Raw genomic sequence first — 20,235 nt, forward strand, 5'->3', positions numbered from 1 at the left:
GGGTGAACGGCGGTGGTGCCTGGGGCCCTCGCGGCGGACGGCCGGATAGGAAGGAGCCGACCGCGCAGAGCCGCGGACCCGGTGCGGGGCGCCCCGCACCGGGCCGGCGACGGAGGAGGACCGAGGCATCGACGCGCACCGGCGGCGACCAGACGGGCCCCGATGGCACCGGCACCGGCACCGGGCGCGGGCGCGCGGGCAGGACCCGCAGAGCCCTCCGTCGGGCCGGCCGGCTCCGTCAGGGCAGTCGCCGGAGCCGCCGCGGCCGCCCGCACGGGAGAAGCGGTCGGGCGAGCGCGTCGACCGGCTCTACCGCACGCTGCTGCGCCGCAGGAAACGCTCCCTCGGCCCCGGGGACGTCGCGGTGGCCGACCTGCCGAAGGTACGGCTCGCGGTCGGCGCCGCCGCGCTCGGCAACACGATGGAGTGGTTCGACTTCGGCGTCTACGCCTACCTGGCGGGCACCCTGGGCAAGGTCTTCTTCCCCTCCGGGTCGTCCAGCACCCAGGTGGTGTCGACGTTCGCCACCTTCGCGGCCGCTTTCCTGGTGCGCCCGCTCGGCGGCCTCGTCTTCGGTCCCCTCGGCGACCGGATCGGCCGCCAGAAGGTGCTCGCGGTCACCATGATCATGATGGCCGCGAGCACGCTGGCGGTCGGCCTTCTGCCGACGTACGCGGCGGTCGGCCTGCTCGCGCCGCTGCTCCTGCTGCTGTGCCGGCTGGTGCAGGGGTTCTCCACCGGCGGCGAGTACGCCGGCGCGACCACGTACATCGCCGAGTACGCGCCCGACCGGCGGCGCGGATTCCTCGGCAGCTGGCTCGACTTCGGCACCTTCGTCGGCTACTCGCTGGGCTCCGGCCTGGTCACCGTGCTGACCCTGACCACGGGCGCGGACGGGCTGGAGCGCTGGGCGTGGCGGATCCCGTTCCTCGTCGCCGGGCCGCTCGGGGTGATCGGCCTGTACATGCGGCTGAAGCTGGAGGACACGCCCGCCTTCAAGGACGAGGTGGCGCAGGCGGCCAGGGCGGAGGCCGGCGGCGGGCCGGTGGAGGAGGCGCGGCAGTCCGGCGGCGGGCGGCTGAAGGAGATCTTCACCGGCCACTGGCAGGCGATCCTGATCTGCATGGGGCTGGTGCTGCTCTACAACGTCACCAACTACATGGTGACGTCGTACCTCCCGACGTACATGACCTCCACGCTCGACTTCGGCGACACCACCGCGCAGGTGCTGGTGCTCGCCACCATGCTGCTGGTGGTGCTGACCATCACCCTGGTGGGCCGCACCTCCGACCGCTGGGGGCGGCGGCCGGTCTTCATGTCCGGCAGCATCGCGCTGATCGCCTTGTCGGTGCCGGCGTTCCTGCTGATCCGGCAGGGCGGCATCGCGCTGCCCGCGGTCGGCTGCGCGATCCTCGGCCTGCTGCTCGTCACCTTCGCGGGCACGTCGGCGGCCACGCTGCCGGCCCTCTTCCCGACCCGCATCCGGTACGGCGCGCTGTCGATCGCGTTCAACATCTCGGTCTCGCTCTTCGGCGGCACCACCCCGCTGTTCGCGTCCGCGCTGGTGGACCTGACCGGCGACGACATGGTCCCGGCGTACTACCTCATGGTGGCGGGGCTGGTCGGCTTCGTCTCCACGCTCTTCCTGCACGAGACGGCGGGCCGGCCGCTGTCCGGGTCGCGCGCGATGGTGGAGACGCCGGGGCAGGCCCGCCGACTGGTGGCGCGCAGCCGCACCGCGGCCGGCCGGCAGGCGCGCGATCTGTGGATCAAACTGCGGGGGCGGCGGTGAGGGCCGCGCGGTGACGGCCGCGCGGTGAGCGCCGCGCGGTGAGGGCCGGGTCCCGACGGCCGGGCGGGCACGGCGGCTTCGCGGCCTTGTCGCCTTGTCATGCACATGGTTTTCTCGATGCGCACCCCCTTGTCCCCACCGAGAGGATCGCATCAGCGTGAGAAGCCTCAAGTCCACCGCGGCCGTCCTCGCCGCGACCGCGGCGCTGCTCCTGGGCTGCGGCCTGGGCACCGCCGCCGCCAGCCCCGCCGCTCCCTCCGCCGGCCCCGCCCCCGCCGCCCCCCGGGTCGCCGCGGCGGTCTGCAGCTCCGCCGCCGCCACCGGCACCGTGGCGGGCGCCCTGTCCCCGGCGGAGGTCCGGCGCGACCTGTCCTCCCTCACCGCGCAGCACCGCGCCCAGTACGGCGTGGACGCGGCGCACGGGATACCGGCCAAGGGCCCGCTCGGCGCGGCCACGACGCCCGCCGCCACTGCCGCGGCCCGCCCGCTGGTCTCCATCCACCCCGCGGCGGGCACCTCGTTCAAGTCCCAGTCCGGCGCGGACGGTTCCTGCGCGACCCAGTCCGTCTCCACCCAGCTCACCGTGCACAACAGCGCGACCACCATCTACACGCCGACGATGTACCCGCCCGGCGGCTCCTGCGTCGAACTGGTCACCGTCTACTCGCAGACCATCCGCGCGGTCTCCGCCTGGGACTGGTGCCGGAGCGTCAACTTCGCGGCCTCGGTGCCGATCAACAGCTCGTTCCTGACCACCTACACCAACGGCACCGGCGCCTACACCGGACGCGTCATCCGCACGTCCGCGGCCTCCAACACCTGGTCGGCGGCGCTGTACGACTACACCACCGGCCGCTGGGACACCCTGTTCACCCAGTCCGGCACCAACCAGTCCGGCCGCACCGACGGCTGGGACATCGAGGAGCTGTACTCCTCGGTCGGCTCCAGCGGGCACGCCTACTCCTGCGACGACATGGCCGGGCTCACCTTCGAGTCGAGCGCCATCACCGTACGGAACAACGGCACCTGGTCGCCCGCCACCTCGGCGAACTCCGACACCCACTACGACCAGCCGAACAGCGCGTTCTACTGCCCGACCCGCAGCTACCAGATGGTCAGCGCGTACACCCACTGGAAGGACGTCGGCTGACCCACCGCGACGGCCCGGCGCCGCCCCCGCGGGCGCGGCGCCGGGCCGCCGGCGGCCCTGCGGACGGGACCGGCCGTCAGATGGTGCCGTCCTGCCACCACCACGCGCGGCCCAGGTCCGCCCTGCTGTCGACGTGCTGGTGGTCCTCGGTGTAGGTCTCCAGGCCGGAGAAGCCGCAGGTCTCCGCCTTCTGGTAGACGGTCTTGTTGGCCACGCCGGGGACGTCGAGGTCGGCCGCGGTGCCGTACAGGTGCATGCTGTCGCTCGCACCGCCGACCGAGGCGTTGTGCGCGATGCTGCGGAACCCGGAGTTGACGGTGATCGGGACGTTGCCCAGCTTCTTGCGGAGCGCCTCCAGCTTGTACATCGCGCGGCGGGCGTTCTCCTTGGCGGTGGCGGCGCTGACCTTGCCGCCGTCGAAGGTGCCGCTGACCCGGTCGGTGAACTCGCTGAAGTCGAAGTGCGCGGTCGAACCGTCCGACTGCTGCAGCGCGTTGAGCTGCGCCTGGCTGGCCGGACCGACGACGCCGTCGGAGGACAGGCCGTAGGCGGACTGGAAGAGGCGGACCGCGGTGGCGGTGCCGGGCCCGAAGTCCCCGTCGACGGACACCCGCGTGTGGCCGGGGCTGCCGGTGGCCCAGCCGGCCACCCGGATCTGCAGTTCGGTGACGTCGGCGCCGGTCATCCCCTGCGACAGGGTCCGCGACCACGAGTACGCGGACGCCGAGCCGGACAGCAGGAACGGCCCGAGCGCCGCGCCGGCGCCGGCCGCCAGCGTGCCGCGCAGCAGGGTGCGGCGGTTGAAGGGCGAGGAGGACGAAGTCATCGCGGTCCTTTCCGAGACCGGTCGGGCCCGGGACGGCCCGTGCGCGCCCAGCATGACGGCGGGGCTGGTGGTGCTCAAGGGGCAGCGGGAACCGTCATTGGCCCACACCACTGCCGCCCGCGGCCGCCGGGCGCGTCCCCGGCGGTGGACGGGCCCGGCGACCGGCGGCGGAAGGCTCAGCGCACGTGGATCGTCACCGTGACGGTCTTGAGCACCGCGGGCAGCCTCGCCGTGTCGACCTTCAGGATCTCGCCGCTGTCGGCCGCGCCGGTGGACGGCAGCACCTTCTGGTGCACGGTCCACTTGCCGTCCGGGTCGACGGCGATGGTGTCGATGCCGAAGTCGTCGTCGTTGGACAGGTACAGCGTCCTGCCGGCGTTCGCGGTGGCGACGCCCTCCACCTTGTCGTGCGCGAAGAACCCCCCGCTGGGGTCGAGTTGGCTGACCAGCGTGCCGACGTTCAGATACGGCTGCTTCTGCGCGACGTTGACGCCGGCCGCGGTGAGCGCGGCGAGCGCCGCGTTGGTGCCGTCCTTCCCGACGAACGCCTCGGGAGACCTGCCGCCCAGTGCCAGCCCGCTGACGTCGGTGGCGCCGTTGACGTCGACCGCGTAGAGGGTCTTGCGCGCGAACGGCTCGAAGGCGCCGTCCCGCTCGTCGACGAGGAACCTCGTCGCGGACAGCGCGGTGATCTCGCTGTTGGCGTCACCGGTGTCGGCCGGGTCGTCCAGCAGGTACAGGTACTGCTTCGTCCGGTACGTGCGCAGGTCGATCGTGACGATGCGGGTCGGCGCGACGTTGCCGGCCTTGGTGCTGCCGAGGTCGGGCTGCTGCAGGGCCGACTGCATGACGCCCACCAGCGTCGAGCCGTCGGGGGTGACCGTCAGGCCCTCCATGCCCTTGTTCTTGGCCCGGTAGGCGAGTTCGGGCGGCAGGTAGCCGAGGATCTTGTGGAACGCGTTGTCCTGGCTGTCCTTGTACGGCGTCAGCCGGCCCAGCTCGTAGCCGTTCGCGTCGAAGTGCGTGACGTACGGGCCGTACTCGTCGGAGACCCAGAAGGTGCCGTCGCGCAGCGCGACGAGGCCCTCGGAGTCGTAGCCGTACGGGTCCCTGGCGACGGGGGCCGGCGTGCCGCCGGCCGCGTTCGTCGCGGCGACGTCGTCGATCACCTCGCTGGTGTCGTGCGGCGGGCGGCCGCTGTACGGCACGCCGCCCAGGCTGCGCGGGCCCTTCAGGGTGACCTGCCCGAGCAGCTCGGCCTTGCCGTCGACGAGCTTGAACTCGCCGATCTGCGGGGTGAATCCGAGCAGCATCTCGGACTTGTTGCCGTCGGGGGCGTCCGCGTTCGGACCGCGGTCGGTGAGCCCGTAGAAGTACCCGGGCCGGCCCGGCACCGGGGCGAGCGAGGAGCCGTAGCCCTCACCGGAGAGGGCGGTGGTGCTGCCGCCGGGGCCGGCGACCTGCGCGAGCGGCGCCAGCGGCGCCCCGTCCGCCCGGGTGTCCTTGAACAGCTGCACCGCGTCGGTCGCCGTGTACGTGAAGGTGTCCGTGCCCACGAAGCCGGCCTTCGGGGTGTAGGTGAAGCTGCCGTCCGCGGCCACCGTCACCGCGCCGTCGGCCGGGGCGGTGTGGCGTACGACCGCGGTGGCGCCGGCGTCGTTGCGCAGCACGTCGCCGGTCACCGTGCCGTGGCCGGAGTAGGAGTCGGAGGTCGCGGCGAAGTCGTGCGAGGGGGCGGACAGCCAGCCGCCGGCCTGCGCCACGGCGGTGCCCGCGCCCGCCACGGCGACGGTCGCACCGATCGCGACGGCGATCCGGATGCGCTTGCGCGAGAAGGGTCTCGGAGTCATGCCCCGAACCTCCCGGTCATGGGTGAACTGCGGGCGGACCACGGGTGAACCCTCCCTTCACAGAGCCCCGGAGTTCCGCCTCCGCCCGGCGCGCCGCGCGACCGCCGCCTCAGGTGGTGGCCGTCGCCGGGTCGCTCGTGCCGACCGCGCCGGTCTCCACGTGGCCGGCGAACCGCCGTACGTACGCGGTGTCGGACGCCGAGGTGACCGTGATGTCGTACCAGCGGTTGCCCGCCGCCACGCCCCAGCCCGGGACGCTCCGCGAGGCGCCCGCCGCGACGGTGTAGCTGTAGTGCTTGGCGGGCGCGTAGGCGTCGGTGGCGGTGAAGGTCACCGGCGCGGCGCCGGGGTTGCTGAAGACCAGCGTCACGTGGCCGGTGGACGCGTCGTGGCGGGCGGTCACCTCCGGGCCGGCCGAGCCCGCCGTGCCGGCCATCCGGCGCAGGAAGCCGTTCGGGCCGGAGACCGAGAAGTCGTAGCGGGAGGCGGCGGCGGGCATCGCCCAGGTGTCGGTGAGGGTCTTGCCGGCCTCGACCGTGTAGGGCCAGGGGCCGTCCGAGCGCACCGCCGAGGTGACGAGGAAGGCCGCGCCCGCGGCGCCGAAGCTGCCGAAGGTGAACTGCATCCGCCCGCCGACCGGCCTGGTGTCGGCGGCCAGGTCGTACGGCAGCGCGCGGGCGTTGCGCAGGCCGGGCTCCTGGCGGGGCACCGCGCCGGTGGCGGGCGGCTTCGGCACGTAGCTGCCGGGGTTGACGTGGTTCGGCGGCACATAGCCGCCGGTGCCGGGGAGCGCGGGCGCCGCCGCGTTGCTGCGGGTGAAGTCGAAGGCGGCGGTGAGGTCGCCGCACACCGCGCGCCGCCAGGGCGAGACGTTCGGGTTGTGCACGCCGAACCGCTTCTCGACGAACTGCACGATCGAGGTGTGGTCGAAGGTCTGGGAGCACACCCAGCCGCCGGTGCTCCACGGCGAGAGCACCAGCATCGGCACCCGCGGCCCGAGCCCGTACGGCCCGGCGGCGTAGCCGGACAGGCCGCCGGTGTAGAGGTCCTGGGTGACGTCGGCGGTGGACAGGCCGCGGGCCGCCGAGGCGGGCGGGAACGGCGGCACCACGTGGTCGAAGAAGCCGTCGTTCTCGTCGTAGGTGAGGAAGACGGCGGTCCGGCTCCACACGTCGGGGTCGGCGGTGAGCGCGTCCAGCACCTGCGAGACGTACCAGGCGCCGTAGTTGGCAGGCCAGTTGGGGTGCTCGCAGAAGGCCTCGGGCGCGGCGATCCAGGAGACCTGCGGCAGCCGGCCGCCCAGCACGTCGGCCCTGAGCTGGTCGAAGTAGCCGTCGCCGGCGCTGACCCGGGTGCCGGTGCGGGCCTTGTCGTAGAGCGGGCTGCCGGGCTGGGCGGTGCGGTACTGGTTGAAGTAGAGCAGCGAGTTGTCGCCGTAGTTGCCGATGAAGGCGTCGCCGGTCCAGCCCCAACCGCCCGCGGCGTTCAGGCCGTTGCCGGTGTCCTGGTAGACCTTCCAGGAGACGCCCGCCCTCTCCAGGATCTCCGGGAAGGTGGTCCAGCCGTAGCCGGCCTCCTCGTTGCCCAGCACCGGGCCGCCGCCCTTGCCGTCGTTGCCCGCGTAACCGGTGTACAGGTAGTAGCGGTTGGGGTCGGTCGAGCTGAGCATCGAGCAGTGGTACGCGTCGCAGACGGTGAACGCGTCGGCGAGCGCGTAGTGGAAGGGGATGTCCTCGCGGGTCAGGTACGCCATGGTGGTGGTGGTCTTGGCGGGGACCCAGCGGTCGTGGTTGCCGCCGTTCCACGCCTGGTGGGTGCCGTACCAGCTGTGGTCGAGGTCCTGGAGGAACTGCATCCCCAGGTTGTCGGCGTCCGGCCGGAAGGGGAGCGTCTCGTGCCCGGCGGCGTCGGCCTGGTGGAAGACGGTCTTCCCGCTGGGCAGGACCGCCGGGCGCGGGTCGCCGAAGCCGCGCACGCCGCGCAGCGTGCCGAAGTAGTGGTCGAAGGAGCGGTTCTCCTGCATCAGGACGACGATGTGCTCGACGTCCTGGAGGGTCCCGGTCCCGGCCGCGGCCGGAATCGCGGCGGCCTTGGCGATCCCGCCGCTGAGCACGGACGCGGCGGCGGTGGCGCCGGCGAGCTGGAGGAACCTTCGGCGGTCGACATGGGACACGGGTGCTTCTCCTGACGGTCCGGTGGGGCGGCGGGCGGGGCGGCGGGCGGGGGCGGCGCGAGACGCCGGCGTTCGTGCGTCCTCAGCCAGCAGCCAGGCAGGCGCTCGTGCGCGATCGTGCGCGCGCAGGGGGTGTTTGCGACAGGTGTGCTCAATGTGACGCGGACATGACTGTGGCGGGCCGCCCCCACCGTGTCAATGCCGCGTGAACGCAGCCCGACCGCGCCCCGACCGCGGCACGTCCGCCCGCGGGCGATCAGTGGCCGCGAAGGCGCCGGACGTCACCCATTCGCACGCTTGTACGAATCGGCGGGAGGTGGTTGACTCGCCACCGTGAAGCTTCTGCTGACCTCCGCCGGCGTCAAGAACGCGAGCATCCAGGCCGCGCTGGCCGACCTGCTGGGCAAGCCCGTCGCCGAGTCGAGCGCCCTGTGCGTCCCCACGGCGGTGCACGCCATGCCCGGCGGCGCCGCCGCGGCGTGGCGGGTGATCAGCGGACAGGCCCGCACCCCCCTGTGCGAACTGGGGTGGAAGACCCTGGGCGTGCTGGAGCTCACCGCGCTCCCGAGCATCGACGCGGACCACTGGATACCGCTGGTCCGCGAGACCGACGCGCTGCTGGTGGCGGGCGGCGATCCGATGTACCTGCACCACTGGATGCGCGAGTCCGGCCTGGCGCGGCTCCTGCCGTCGCTGCACGAGACGGTCTACGTGGGCGTCAGCGCGGGCAGCATGGTGCTGACCCCCCGCGTGGGCGAGGAGTTCGTCGAGTGGAGGCCGGCCACCGGCGGCGACCGCACCCTGGGCCTCGTCGACTTCTCGGTCTTCCCGCACCTGGACCACCCCGAGCTGCCGGAGAACTCCCTGGCCGACGCGCGGGCATGGGCGGCCGGCCTGTCGGGGCCCGCGTACGCGATCGACGACCAGACCGCCCTCAAGGTCGAGGGCGGCGCCGTCGAGGTCGTCTCCGAGGGGAGCTGGAAGCACTTCGCCGCGTGACCCGCGAGCGCCTCACGTCGACCGGTCGCCGTCGGGGGAGTGGCACAGGCACGACACCACGACCACGACGGGCCACAGGGACTGCGCGGCGGTCAGGACCCGCTCGGCGACGCCTGCCGCGCCCCTGGTCTCCAGCTCGATCAGGAACCACGCCGCGCCGATGACCAGCAGCGCGGTCACCGTCAGGGACGGCGCGAACCGGAGCCCCCACGGCGCGGCGCGTCCACTGCGGTCCGCGGCCAGGATCGGCCAGAGCGCCAGCAGCGAGAACCCGACCGCGACCACCGAGCCGTGCGGCAGCGAGCCCCCGCTGCTCGGCGCGGGGAACAGCGCCAGCAGCATCGCCGACACCCCGCCGGCCCCCAGCGCCAGCCGCCCCGCGAGCTCCGCCGCGCGCAGCCCCCACGCCGTCGCCAGGTGGCAGGTGCCCAGGACGATGAGCGTCGTGGTCAGCGCCCAGTATCCGGAGGGGCCGTCGGCCGCCAGGACGCTGATCGTCTGGCGCACGGGACTGTAGCCGGGCCCGTGGGTCATGGCCGCGATCGTGGAGCCGCCGATCAGTACGACAGGAGCGCACCCGGACGAGAGCAGGGTCCACCAGGGGACAGGTCGCATCAGACCACCGTAAAACGGACCATCCGTTCCACGGTGTGCACACGCGGACGGTCCGCGAGCCGGTTCGGACACCGCCGCCTCGGTGGCGTAGCCGCACCCGTGCGCGGGCCGGAGCGGATCGCAGGCGATCTCCGGGTCCTCGACGGTGGAACGGCCGGCGGTCAGCCCGCGGGAGCCGGAGGCGTCGCCCCCGGATCGGCGCCGGAGGGGCGAGCGGCGAGGGGCGAGGAATAGTGCGCGCACCCCGAGCGCTTGCCGGTGCATGACGCCGGTGGAAGGTGCGGCCGCGCCCGGGAGTGGTGTCGGCGGGATGCCGGCGTGGGACATGGCGGGTGTGGCGATCCGTCACCTGGCGGCGCAGGAGCGGCTGGGCGGGGTCCGCGGCGCGATCTGGGCGCTGATCCTGGACGGCGACGCACGGCTGGAGACCGCGGCGGGCGTCGAGGAGCTGCACGCGGGGGACGCGTTCCACGTGGCCGCCACGGGCGCGTACCGGCTCGTCGCGCGTACCCGGGCCGAGGTCGCGGTGAGCATGCTGCGGGCGGTCCCGCCGCTGCCGAGCCCGCTGCTGGCGAGGGACTTCGCCGGGAGCAACCGCGGCATCGTCGAACTGGTGCGCAGGTGCCCGCTGGACGCGCGCGGCGCGCAGCCGCTCTTCGTGGCGAGCTACGGCGGGCTGATCCAGGCCGCGATGGTGCAGGCCCTCGACGACAGCGCGCGGCGCTCCGACCCGCGGCTCACCGCGCTGGTCGCCGAGCTGCACGCGCACCCCGGGCGGCCCTGGACGGTGGAGAGCATGGCGCGGGTCGCGCATCTGTCCCGCTCGTCGCTCGGCGAGCACGTCCGCCGCGAGCTGGGCCGCACCCCGGCGCAGCTGCTGCGCGAGGTGCGGATGCGGCACGCCCGCGGCCTCCTCGCGGGCACGGACCGCCCGGTCGAGCAGATCGCCTTCAGCGTCGGGTACGGCTCGGCCGCGGCGTTCAGCCGTGCGTTCTCCGCCCACCACGGCAGTTCGCCGCAGGCGTGGCGGTCAGGGTCGGGGGCCGCGCAGCGCCCCGAAGCCGGCGCCGGCCGCCAGCGCGGCGACCGCCCCGACGCATAGCGCCGCCCGGACCCCGCTGGCGTCCACCAGCGCCCCGCCGACCGCCGACCCGGCGGTGATGGCCACCTGGAACGCCGTCACCTGCAACGAGATCGCCGACTCGACCCGCTCGGGCTCGGCGCGGGCCACCCACAGCTGGGTGGCGACGGGCACCATGTTGAAGCCGAATCCCCACAGGACGATCGCCGCCGTCGCCGCGGGCAGCCCGGGGGCCGTCGCCAGCACCAGCAGACTCGCCGCGAGCAGCACCGGCGCCGTGACGACGGCGATCACGAGGCGGCGCGCGAGCGCCCCGGCGGCGAGGTTGCCCGCCAGTCCGCCGACGCCCCAGCCGAGCAGCAGCCAGACCGTGCTCCCCGAGGTGACCCGCTCGATCGCGAGCCGGATGTACGGGTAGGCGGCGAAGTTGCCGAAGGCCACCAGCGCGATGCAGCCCGTTCCTGCCGTCAACCTGCGGTTGGCCAGCGCCCGCCGGAGCATGGCGAGCCCCGCGCCCGGCTGCGCCGGCACCGGCGGCAGGGTCGCCGCCACCGCGAGCACCGCCAGGACGCTCAGGCCCGCCGCCGACCAGAACACCGGCCGCCAGCCCACCGCGTCGCCCAGCACCGACGAGAGCGGCACGCCGACGATGGTCGCCGCGCTCACGCCCAGCGCCAGGCTCGTGGACACGACGTGGTCGCGCCCCGGCACCGCGTGCGTACCCGCCCCGAGCGCGAACGACCAGAAGCCGGCGATCGCCACCCCCAGCAGCAGCCGGCCCGCCAGCAGCAGCGCGAAGTTCGGGGTCACCGCGACCACCGCGTTCGACAGCACCGCGGCGGCGAGCAGGCCGATCAGCACGGACCTGCGGTCGGTGCGCGGCAGCACGAGGGCGATGGTCGGCGCGGTGACGGCGCCGGCGACCGCGGTCACCGCGACGGCCAGGCCCGCGGTGCCCTCGCTGACGCCGACGTCCGAGGCCATGGCCGGCAGCACGCTCGCCGGCAGGAACTCGCTTCCCACCAGGGTCGCGATCCCCAGCGTGAGCGCCGCGACGGGTGCCCACGAGACCGCGGCGGGCGCCGCCACGGCCTTCGGATCGGTCACACGGCCCTCAGAGGTCATGCGCCCAGTCTCGGGTGTACGGCCCGCGGCGGCTTGATCGTTCAGCCGCTCTCCTTGATGCCGACGCCGGATCGTCCCCCGGTGGCGGGCCCGACGGGCCGCGGCGCCGTGCGGGTCAGCCGGTCGATCGCGCTTCCCCGCCCGCGGGCACCTTGGCGGCGGGCACCTCGCCGGCGGCTTCCTCGCCGGCAGCCTCGGCGTCGGCGGTCTCCTCCTCCTCGCCGTGCTCCTCGACGCTGTGCGAGTCGGTGAGGCTCAGCGCGCCGCCCGCCGCGATCAGTCCGACGACGACCGCGAGCAGGCCGTAGGTGATCCGCTCACCGTGGAAGAACGACGCGACGAGGTCGCTGCTCCAGGTGCCGGCCGGCAGCCGGGTGGTGACCAGCGCGGCGATCAGGGTGCCGACCACGGCGGTGCCGACGCTCGAACCGACCTCCTGGGCGGTGTCGTTGAGGGCCGCGCCGATGGAGGTGCGGTTGCTCGGCATCGCGTCGACCAGCGCCACCGCGCAGATCGTCATCACGGTGCGCAGTCCGATGGTCATGAGCACCATGCAGACGGCGATCGCGGCGTACCCGTGGTCGACGCCCCAGGACAGGCCCGCCAGCGCGCCGGCCATGAAGGCCGCGCCGATCAGGCAGGCGATGCGGTGGCCGAAGCGGCGGGCGAGCCACTCGGACAGCGGGCTCGCGGCGAGCATCGTCACGATGATCGGCAGGTTCGCGAGGCCGGCCCGGACGGGGCTCCAGCCGTAGGCGTACTGGAAGTGCAGGATCAGTCCGAACATCACGCTGGCCATCGCGATGGACGTGCCGACCTGCGCGATGGTGGCGCCGCGGACGGTGCCGTTGGAGAAGAGGCGCAGATCGAGCATGGGCGCCGCGCTGCGCCGTTCGTGCCGTACGAACGCGATCGCCGCCGCTATGGCGCCCACGATCGACGCGAGGGTGAGCGCGGAGAGCCAGCCGTGGTCGACACCGCTGGTCAGCGCGTAGCAGGCGAGCCCGATGGCGCTGACGCTCAGGACCGCACCGGGCAGGTCGAGCGCGTCGTCGGTGAGGCCCTCCGGCCGGTCGGCCGGGACGCCGAGCCGCACGCCGATGCACGCGAGCACGGCGATCGGGGCGTTGACGACCAGCAGCCACTCCCACCGCACGTGGGCCAGCGCGGTGCCGCCGAGCAGCGGCCCGAGGACGAAGCCGGACATGCCGACGGTGATCATCACCGTCATGGCGCGCATCCGCAGCGTCTTGTCGTCGAAGAGGCGGAAGACCAGCGAGTTCGTGATCGGGGCCATCGCCGCGGCGGCGACGCCCAGTGCGGCCCGCAGTGCGATCAGCTCGCCCGTCGTGGTGACGAAGACGACGCACACGCTCACCGCGCCGAACACGGCGAGCCCGACCAGCAGCACCCGGCGGCGGCCGATCCGGTCGGCCATCGATCCGGTGGTCAGCAGCAGCCCGCCGAAGGTCAGCGAGTACGCCCCGGTGACCCACTGCAGTGCGGTGGTCCCGCTGCCGAGGTCGCGGCCGATGGTGGGCAGCGCGATCGAGAGCAGCGTGTTGTCGACCATCTCGACGAAGAAGGCCAGGCAGAGGGCGGCCAGTGGAATCCACGCCGCGCGCAGGGACGGATAGGTGGGATGGGACCTGGGGTGAAGCGTGGCGGTCGTCATGGCAGTCCTCCAATCGAACGCCGTTCGTCTATCGAACAACGTACGATACGCTACGATAGAACAGCGTTCGACAGAGTGCAAGACGCGTGGGGATGTGAGCCATGGCACGCCTGCAGAACCGGTCCGGCGAAGGGCGCCGACGCGCCTCGCACTCGATGGAGTCCGTGCTCAACGAGACGGTGGCCCTGCTCGACGAGGCCGGGGTGTCGGCGCTGACCTTCCGCGCGCTCGCCCTGCGCCTCGGCGGCGGCGTCGCGAGCATCTACTGGTACGTCGCGAGCAAGGAGGAGCTGCTCGACCGCGCCACCGACCACGTGATCGGCGGCGTCCTGGCCGACCTCGAAGCGCTGCCGGACGGCGACGACCCGATCGACGACCTCCGCGCGATGGCCGTGATGCTCTTCGACGCGATCGTGGAGCGGCCGTGGCTGGGCGCGTACTTCATGCGCAACACCGACGTCCAGAGCAACTCCCTGCGCCTGTACGAGCGGCTCGGCCGGCGGACCCTGCGCCTCGACCTGACCGCGCACCAGCGGTTCCACGCGGTGTCCGCGATCGTGGGAGTCGTCGTCGGCTCCGCCGTCGACATGGGGCAGGAACCGCCCAAGGAGGTCCTCGACGGCGCCGTCGACCGCGACGAGTACCTGGGCCGCTACGCCCAGGCATGGCGCGAGCTCGACCCCGAGGAGTTCCCGTTCGTGCACGAGATCGTCGACGAGTTCGACGGCCACGACGACCGCGACCAGTTCCGCTCCGCCCTGGAGCTGACCCTTGCGGGCCTGCGCCTGCAGGCCGGGGTCTGACCGGTCGGCCCCCGCCGCGCGCTGCGGGGGCTCAGGCTGCGGCGGCTCGCGGCTCGCGGCTCGCGGCTCGCGGCTCGCGGCTCGCGGCTCGCGGCTCGCGGCGCGGGGTGCGGCGGCGCGGGGTGCGGCGGCGCGCGACGATCTCGTACGCGTCCCACCGGCTCGACGCGTACGGGCTCCCGTGTCTGTTGTGCTCGCTTTGTACATAAGGCTTGAGGGATGGCGCGGGCTTTGTCCCGGGAATCCCTCGAAATATGCACTGCTGTGAGTCGGGAGCATTGACTTACGTCCAGAGCCAGCTGAACATGTGAGCTGCGCCACACGGGACGCCGTCGTCCGGCCTGCTGGGCACGACCGGCGATCTCTGACCGCGCCCGCCGACGAGCGCAGCCGCGACCCTGCTCGACGCCCCGGGCGGAATGGCACCATCACATTTCCGGGAGGCATTTGTGCTGGTCTTACCCACACTCCGACGCCGGACGCGGCTGCTGATCGCGTTCCTGCTCGCGGTGGCGATCGCGGTGCCGGTCCTCGGCACGGCGGCGACGCACGCCGCGGCGGCTTCGTCGGGGCCCTGCGACATCTACGCGTCCGGCGGCACGCCCTGCGAGGCGGCGTACAGCACCACCCGAGCGATGTTCTCCTCGTACAACGGCCCGCTGTACCAGATCCGGCGGGCCTCGGACAGCGCCACCCTGAACATCGGCCTCGCGTCCGCCGGCGGTCTGGTCGCCTCGGCCCCGCAGGTGTCCTTCTGCGCCGGCACCGCGTGCACCCTCACCCAGCTGTACGACCAGACGCCCAACGCCAACAACCTGCCCATCTCACCCGGCAGTTCCTGCGCCGGCTGCTCGGGCGCGCTCTCCGGCCCCGGCCCGAACGGCGCGGACATCGGCGCGGACGCCATGGCGCTGCCGATCACCGTGGGCGGCAAGGCCGCGTACGGCGTGCTGGTCAACAACATCGGCACCGGATACCGCAACAACGCCGTCAGGAACGTGCCCACCGGCTCGCAGCCCGAGGGCCTGTACATGCTCACGTCCTCGAAGCTCACCAGCGGCAGCTGCTGCTTCGACTTCGGCTCCGCCGAGACCGACGACTCGGACGACGGCAACGCGACCATGAACGCGATCTACTACGGCTCCGCCTGCTGGACCGGCGGCTGCACCGGCTCCGGCCCCTGGGTCGGCGGGGACCTCGAGAACGGCATGTACTTCAGCGCGGCCGGCCCCAACCCGTCGAACATCCCCAGCGAGACCGGATCGTTCGTGTCCGCCTGGGAGAAGAACAACGGCACGACGAACTTCACCCTGAAGTACGGCAACGGGCAGTCCGGCGGCCTGACCCAGGCGTACTCCGGCGCGCTGCCGGGCGGCTACAACCCGATGAAGGTCCAGCCCTCCGTCGAGTTGGGCACCGGCGGCGACAACAGCCCCGAGGGCACCGGCGAGTTCTTCGAGGGCGCCGTCACGAAGGGGTTCCCGACCGACGCGACCGAGAACTCCGTGCAGGCCAACATCACCGCGGCGGGCTACGCGAACAACACCACCACCTTCCCGCCGCCCACCCAGTCCGTGATCAGTCTCAAGGCCCACGCCAACGGCAAGTACGTCGACGCGGCGAACAGCACCACCTCGCTCATCGCCGACGCCACCTCGGTCGGCACGAACGAGACGTTCACCCTGGTCGCCAACAACAACAACACCGTGAACCTGAAGGCGCGGTCCGACAACCAGTGGGTCACCGCCGAGAGCAGCGGCAGCTCCCCGCTGATCGCGAACCGCGGCGGGGCCGGCCCGTGGGAGACCTTCTACCTCCTCCACAACCCCGACGGCAGCGTCAGCTTCCGCGCCTACGACAACCAGCACCTCGTCACGGCCGAGAACGCCGGCGCGTCCGCCCTGATCGCCAACCGCACGGCGGTCGGCCCCTGGGAGGAGTTCGACCTGGCCGCGGCACCGTCCCCGTGAGCCACCGCTGACCCCGTCCCCCGTTCCCCGTCCCCCGTCCCCCGTCCCCCGTCCCCCGCGAGGGGGGGACGGGGGCGGGGGTGGCCGCGGGGCCGAAGCCCGGCGGCCGGGGCACGGGCCGCCCTCGAACGGGGCTGTCCCGGCTCGCGCACGGCGGCGCTCGGATCGCTCGCGGCGGCAGGCAGGGCGCCGCTCTCCGCCGTCAGCCGCTGACGATCCCCACCACGAGGTTGATGGCGGTGGCGAGGATGCTGGTGCCGAAGACGTAGGACAGCAGGGTGTGCCGCAGCACGATCGCACGGATGGCCGCACTCGAGACGTCGGTGTCGGACACCTGGTACGTCATGCCGAGGTTGTAGCTGAAGTAGAAGAAGTCCCGGTACGCCGGCTGCTGGTCCGTGTTGAAGTCGATCCCGCCCGCGGACGTGCAGTACACGTACGCGTAGCGGGTGGCGTACATCAGGTGCAGCGCGGCCCACGCCATGAAGACGCCGCACAGCGCGGTGGCGGCCGCGGCGTGGCCGGTGTCGGACCGGCTGCGCAGGAGCAGCAGCACGATGGCCGCCAGCCCGCACGACGCGAGCGCGACCACCACGAGCTCCTCGGTGAGGGGCCGGAAGTCCTCACGCCGGGCGTTGCGGTGGGTGGCCGTGGCGTCCATCGGCCACAGCACCGCCCAGCCCGCCAGCACGAAGACCAGCTCCATGGCCGCGATCCCGGCGAGCACACCCAACGCCGGCTCGACCGGCACCGCGACGGCGAGGCCGACCACGACTCCGAGGACGACCGCACCGCCGAGCCGCGGCACGGCGTCCAACGGCAACCAGAGCTTCATGCACCCACCACAGCCGTCCCGTTGCGCCATCCGACAAAGAGGGAGATCAGTGTCCTGTGTTCACGTCTGACCCATATCTACCGTCGTCAGGTCCGGGCGCCGCCGTGTGGCGTCGGCGAGTCGGGACATCGATCACGCCTCGAGCGGTCTGAGGAAGCGGCGTTCGTACCGCCTGATGCAGGCGGTGCTGCGGGCCAGCTCGAAGGCTTCCTGGCACGCGGGGTCGGTGAAGCTGTCGGTGCGGTACTTCTCGTACCGGGCGAGGGAGTCGAAGGAGAAGAGGGCGTAGGCGATGTCGCTGTCGCCCTCGCTCGGCAGGAAGTAGCCGTGGTGGGTGCCGCCGAACCGGTTGACGAGCGTGATCCAGCGTCTGCCGTACTCTTCGAAGTCCGCGAGCTTGTCGGGGTCGATCTCGTACTTCAGGTGAATGGTGATCATGACTCCATGGTCCCCCTCCGGCCCGGACGGATCGACCTGTTGTGTCGGCGCTGCCCCGCCCGGCCTCCCGGCGCCGGTACGGCGCGATGAGGCGTGTCCGGTCGGGCGGAGTCGCCGCGGTGGGCGGGGAGCGCGTGGACCGGGCCGAGGCGGCGGCCTGCTGCCGCCGGCCAGGGGAACGGCTCGGCCTCGACGTGCGGCTGCCCGCCGAGGACGAGTGGGAGCGCGCCGCGCGGGGCGGCGCCGCCCGCCACGACCGGCATCCCGCGCGGTGCGCCCGCGGACACGGCGCCTCCGAGCAGGATCGCGAAGCGATCGGCGTGGGTTTCCGCCTGGCGGCGCCGGACGCGTGGAAGCGCGCGCGTGGCGCAGGGCGCGTGGAACCGGCCGCGCCACGCCTGCCGCCGCACCAGGTGGTCAGGGGCGGCCGGCGAAGGGGATCTCGGCGGGGGCGGTGTCCCGGGCGCCGGGGGTGGCGTCGAGGGGGTGGGTCCACAGGCCGCGGGAGCGCAGCACGGGCAGCACGCCCTCGCCGAACCAGTACGCCTCCTCCACGTGCGGGTGGCCGGACAGCACGAACTCGTCGATGCCCAGGGCGTGGTACTCCGCGATCCGGTCGGCGACCTCGGTGTGGCTGCCGACCAGCGCGGTGCCGGCGCCGCCGCGGACCAGACCGATGCCGGCCCACAGGTTCGGCGAGATCTCCAGGTCGGCGGTGCTGCCGCCGTGCAGCGCCAGCATCCGCCGCTGGCCCTCGGACTCGCTGCGGGCCAGCCCCGCCTGGACGGCGGCGACGGCGGCCGGGTCGAAGCCGGCCAGCAGCCGTTCCGCCTCGGCCCACGCCTGAGCGGCGGTGTCGCGCGCAATCACGTGCAGCCGGATGCCGAACCGGACGCGACGCCCCTCCTTGTCGGCCAGCGCCCGGATCCAGCCGATCTTCTCGGCGACCGCGGCCGGCGGTTCGCCCCAGGTGAGGTACACGTCGCTGTACCGGGCCGCGACCTCGCCGGCGGCCGGCGACGAACCGCCGAAGTACACCTCGGGCACCGGGTCAGGCACCCGGCTGAGCCTGGCGCCCTCCACCCGCAGGTGCTCGCCGGTCAGGTCGACCGTGCGGCCCGCCCACAACTCCCGCACGATGTGCAGGAACTCACCGGTGCGCGCGTAGCGCGCGTCCTTGTCGAGGAAGTCGCCGTAGGCGCGCTGCTCATGGCTCTCGCCGCCGGTGACCACGTTGAGCAGCAGCCGTCCGCCGGAGTGCCGCTGGAAGGTGGCGGCCATCTGCGCGCCGAGCGTCGGCGAGACCGAGCCGGGGCGGAAGGCGACCAGGAACTTCAGCCGCTCGGTGGTCTGGGCGAGCATGGCCGTGGTCAGCCAGGCGTCCTCGCACCACGCCCCGGTCGGGGTGAGCGCGCCGACGAAGCCCAGGTCCTCCGCGGCGCGGGCGATCTGGGTGAGGTAGCCCAGCGTCGCGGGCCGGTCGCCACCCGCGGCGCCCGCCGGGGTGCCGTGGCCGCCGCCGACGACCTGGCGGCTGTCGCCGTAGGTGGGCAGGAACCAGTGGAAGGTCAGGGTCACGAGAGGTCTCCGTTTCGGATACGCGGCGGCGAGGTGCGGCAACGGGTGGCGCGGACGCCGGGGCGTCGGTGGGGGCGGGCCGCCCGCAGGGCCTACAGCAGGCCGTGCCGCGGCGGGCGGACGCCGTTGAGCACGTAGCGGCCGATGTGCTGCACCTTCCACCGCGCCGGATCGTGCAGCGTGTGGGTACGCGCGTCCCGCCAGTAGCGGTTCAGATTCAGCGAGTCGGCCGCCGCCCGCGTGCCCGCCAGCTCGAAGAGCGCGCCCGACACCTCCACCGCGGCGGTCGCCGCGAACGCCTTGGCCGCCGCCACCGCGATGGACGCCTCGGCGGCGCTGTCGTCGGTCAGGTCGGCGCGGGCGGCGTCCACCGCGCGGGCCGCCGCCGTCAGCAGCGCGTCCGCGGCCCGTACCTGGACGGCGAGTTCGCCGACCCGCTGGATCAGCAGCGGGTCCTGCGCCGCGGTCTCGAATCCGCTCTCGAACCACGGACGGCTCCTGGTGCGGACGAACTCCACGGCCTCGGCGAGCGCGCCGCCGGCGATTCCCGCGTCGATCGCGGCGTGCAGCAACTGCGCTACAGCCCCGTGCAGTTGGGGCCCGGTGAAGGTCAGGTAATGCGGGAGCACCCGGTCCGCGGGAACGTCGACGCCCTCCAGCCGCACCGTTCCGCTGGCGGTGGTGCGCTGGCCCATGCCCTCCCAGTCGTCCACCACGGTGACTCCGGGCGCGCCGGCGGGCACGAAGGCGACGTGCAGCGCGCCCTCGTCCCCGGCTCGGGCCAGCACCGGGATCCAGTCGGCGAACAGGGCGCCGGTCGCGTAGTGCTTCACCCCGGTCAGGACGAACCCGGCGCCGCCGGGGGCCGGTTCCAGCCGGGTGCGGATGTCCTGGACGTGCCGGGTGCCGGCCTCGGACTGGGCGTTGCCGAACCGCTTGCCGACGAGCAACTCGCCGTAGAAGAAGCTCTGTTGGTCCGCCGTGCCCTGGGCGCGCAGCACGTTGACGTACACGAAGTGGCTCTGCGGGATCTGCGCGAGGCTGCCGTCGGCCGTGGCCAGCAGCCGGAAGACCTCGGCGAGCGTGACCAGGCTGACGTCCGCGCCGCCGTACGCCGCCGGCACCGAGACAGCCAGCAGCCCGGTCGCGCTGAGCCGGTCCAACTCGGCGCGCGGCAGGTCCCGTTCGGCGTCCCGCCGGGAGGCGCCGGCCCGGAACTCGGCGGCGAGCGCGGCGGCGACGGCGAGCGCCTCGGCGTCGTCGGCGATCACCGCCGCGCGGGGCGGCTGCGCCGTGGCGGAAGCCGTGGCGGCAGCCGCGGCCTG

Annotated in this window: 16 protein-coding genes; 6 read left to right on the forward strand and 10 right to left on the reverse strand. The window is 73.4% G+C overall.

The genetic code is table 11. The annotated features are described in order from the left end of the window. Window positions 1-364: 364 nt before the first annotated feature. Both V2S66_RS21105 and V2S66_RS21110 read left to right on the forward strand, forming a co-directional pair. Window positions 365-1,792 carry an MFS transporter gene (locus V2S66_RS21105; protein ID WP_413966446.1) on the forward strand — a complete coding sequence of 476 codons (1,428 nt, stop codon included), beginning with the start codon at window positions 365-367 and terminating at the stop codon, window positions 1,790-1,792. A 157-nt stretch (window positions 1,793-1,949) separates the two neighbouring features. Beyond that, the gene (locus V2S66_RS21110) at window positions 1,950-2,942 is read left to right on the forward strand and encodes a hypothetical protein (RefSeq protein ID WP_330797466.1); all 993 of its coding nucleotides are present in this window, start codon (window positions 1,950-1,952) and stop codon (window positions 2,940-2,942) included. A 76-nt stretch (window positions 2,943-3,018) separates the two neighbouring features. On the opposite strand, the gene V2S66_RS21115 is transcribed toward V2S66_RS21110, so the two are convergent. The 3 genes from V2S66_RS21115 to V2S66_RS21125 all read right to left on the reverse strand — a co-directional run bounded on the left by V2S66_RS21115 (window position 3,019) and on the right by V2S66_RS21125 (window position 7,791). Further along, window positions 3,019-3,768: a D-Ala-D-Ala carboxypeptidase family metallohydrolase gene (locus V2S66_RS21115; RefSeq protein WP_330797467.1), complete on the reverse strand. Its 750-nt coding sequence runs from the start codon at window positions 3,766-3,768 to the stop codon at window positions 3,019-3,021. A gap of 176 nt (window positions 3,769-3,944) precedes the next feature. After that, the gene (locus V2S66_RS21120; protein WP_330797468.1) at window positions 3,945-5,618 is read right to left on the reverse strand and encodes an esterase-like activity of phytase family protein; all 1,674 of its coding nucleotides are present in this window, start codon (window positions 5,616-5,618) and stop codon (window positions 3,945-3,947) included. A gap of 109 nt (window positions 5,619-5,727) precedes the next feature. Beyond that, entirely contained in the window at window positions 5,728-7,791 is a 2,064-nt protein-coding gene (locus V2S66_RS21125) for a phosphocholine-specific phospholipase C (protein WP_330797469.1), read from the reverse strand. Window positions 7,792-8,124: 333 nt separating this feature from the next. Here V2S66_RS21125 and V2S66_RS21130 point away from each other — a divergent pair, with 333 nt between their 5' ends. Beyond that, window positions 8,125-8,790: a Type 1 glutamine amidotransferase-like domain-containing protein gene (locus V2S66_RS21130; RefSeq protein ID WP_330797470.1), complete on the forward strand. Its 666-nt coding sequence runs from the start codon at window positions 8,125-8,127 to the stop codon at window positions 8,788-8,790. Between the two features lie 12 nt (window positions 8,791-8,802). On the opposite strand, the gene V2S66_RS21135 is transcribed toward V2S66_RS21130, so the two are convergent. Continuing rightward, the gene (locus V2S66_RS21135) at window positions 8,803-9,405 is read right to left on the reverse strand and encodes a DUF998 domain-containing protein (protein WP_330797471.1); all 603 of its coding nucleotides are present in this window, start codon (window positions 9,403-9,405) and stop codon (window positions 8,803-8,805) included. A gap of 334 nt (window positions 9,406-9,739) precedes the next feature. Here V2S66_RS21135 and V2S66_RS21140 point away from each other — a divergent pair, with 334 nt between their 5' ends. After that, window positions 9,740-10,507 carry an AraC family transcriptional regulator gene (locus V2S66_RS21140; RefSeq protein WP_330797472.1) on the forward strand — a complete coding sequence of 256 codons (768 nt, stop codon included), beginning with the start codon at window positions 9,740-9,742 and terminating at the stop codon, window positions 10,505-10,507. On the opposite strand, the gene V2S66_RS21145 is transcribed toward V2S66_RS21140, so the two are convergent. Together V2S66_RS21145 and V2S66_RS21150 are read right to left on the reverse strand one after the other, a co-directional pair. Next, window positions 10,436-11,611 (reverse strand): MFS transporter, encoded by a 1,176-nt coding sequence (locus V2S66_RS21145; protein WP_330797473.1) that lies wholly within the window; start codon window positions 11,609-11,611, stop codon window positions 10,436-10,438. The genes V2S66_RS21140 and V2S66_RS21145 overlap by 72 nt on opposite strands. 115 nt (window positions 11,612-11,726) lie before the next feature. Further along, complete coding sequence (locus V2S66_RS21150; RefSeq protein ID WP_330797474.1) at window positions 11,727-13,286, reverse strand: MFS transporter; 1,560 nt, start codon at window positions 13,284-13,286, stop codon at window positions 11,727-11,729. A 155-nt stretch (window positions 13,287-13,441) separates the two neighbouring features. Between V2S66_RS21150 and V2S66_RS21155 the strand changes: the two genes are divergently transcribed. Continuing rightward, entirely contained in the window at window positions 13,442-14,089 is a 648-nt protein-coding gene (locus tag V2S66_RS21155) for a TetR/AcrR family transcriptional regulator (RefSeq protein WP_330797548.1), read from the forward strand. Between the two features lie 449 nt (window positions 14,090-14,538). After that, window positions 14,539-16,059, forward strand: a complete 1,521-nt coding sequence (locus V2S66_RS21160) for an arabinofuranosidase catalytic domain-containing protein (protein WP_330797475.1) — start codon at window positions 14,539-14,541, stop codon at window positions 16,057-16,059. Between the two features lie 202 nt (window positions 16,060-16,261). Here the strand turns inward: V2S66_RS21160 and V2S66_RS21165 are convergent, their stop codons facing one another. The 4 genes from V2S66_RS21165 to V2S66_RS21180 all read right to left on the reverse strand — a co-directional run bounded on the left by V2S66_RS21165 (window position 16,262) and on the right by V2S66_RS21180 (window position 20,181). Beyond that, on the reverse strand, window positions 16,262-16,894 hold the full coding sequence (locus V2S66_RS21165) for a DUF1345 domain-containing protein (protein ID WP_330797476.1): 633 nt from the start codon (window positions 16,892-16,894) through the stop codon (window positions 16,262-16,264). 132 nt (window positions 16,895-17,026) lie between these two features. Next, complete coding sequence (locus tag V2S66_RS21170) at window positions 17,027-17,332, reverse strand: NIPSNAP family protein (protein ID WP_330797477.1); 306 nt, start codon at window positions 17,330-17,332, stop codon at window positions 17,027-17,029. Window positions 17,333-17,749: 417 nt separating this feature from the next. Beyond that, window positions 17,750-18,910, reverse strand: coding sequence for an LLM class flavin-dependent oxidoreductase (locus V2S66_RS21175; protein WP_330797478.1), 1,161 nt, complete (start codon window positions 18,908-18,910; stop codon window positions 17,750-17,752). Between the two features lie 92 nt (window positions 18,911-19,002). Continuing rightward, complete coding sequence (locus V2S66_RS21180) at window positions 19,003-20,181, reverse strand: SfnB family sulfur acquisition oxidoreductase (protein ID WP_330797549.1); 1,179 nt, start codon at window positions 20,179-20,181, stop codon at window positions 19,003-19,005. Window positions 20,182-20,235 lie beyond the last annotated feature (54 nt).

Origin of the sequence: Actinacidiphila polyblastidii, from assembly GCF_036353415.1 — a bacterium.
GTDB classification, from domain to species: domain Bacteria; phylum Actinomycetota; class Actinomycetes; order Streptomycetales; family Streptomycetaceae; genus Actinacidiphila; species Actinacidiphila polyblastidii.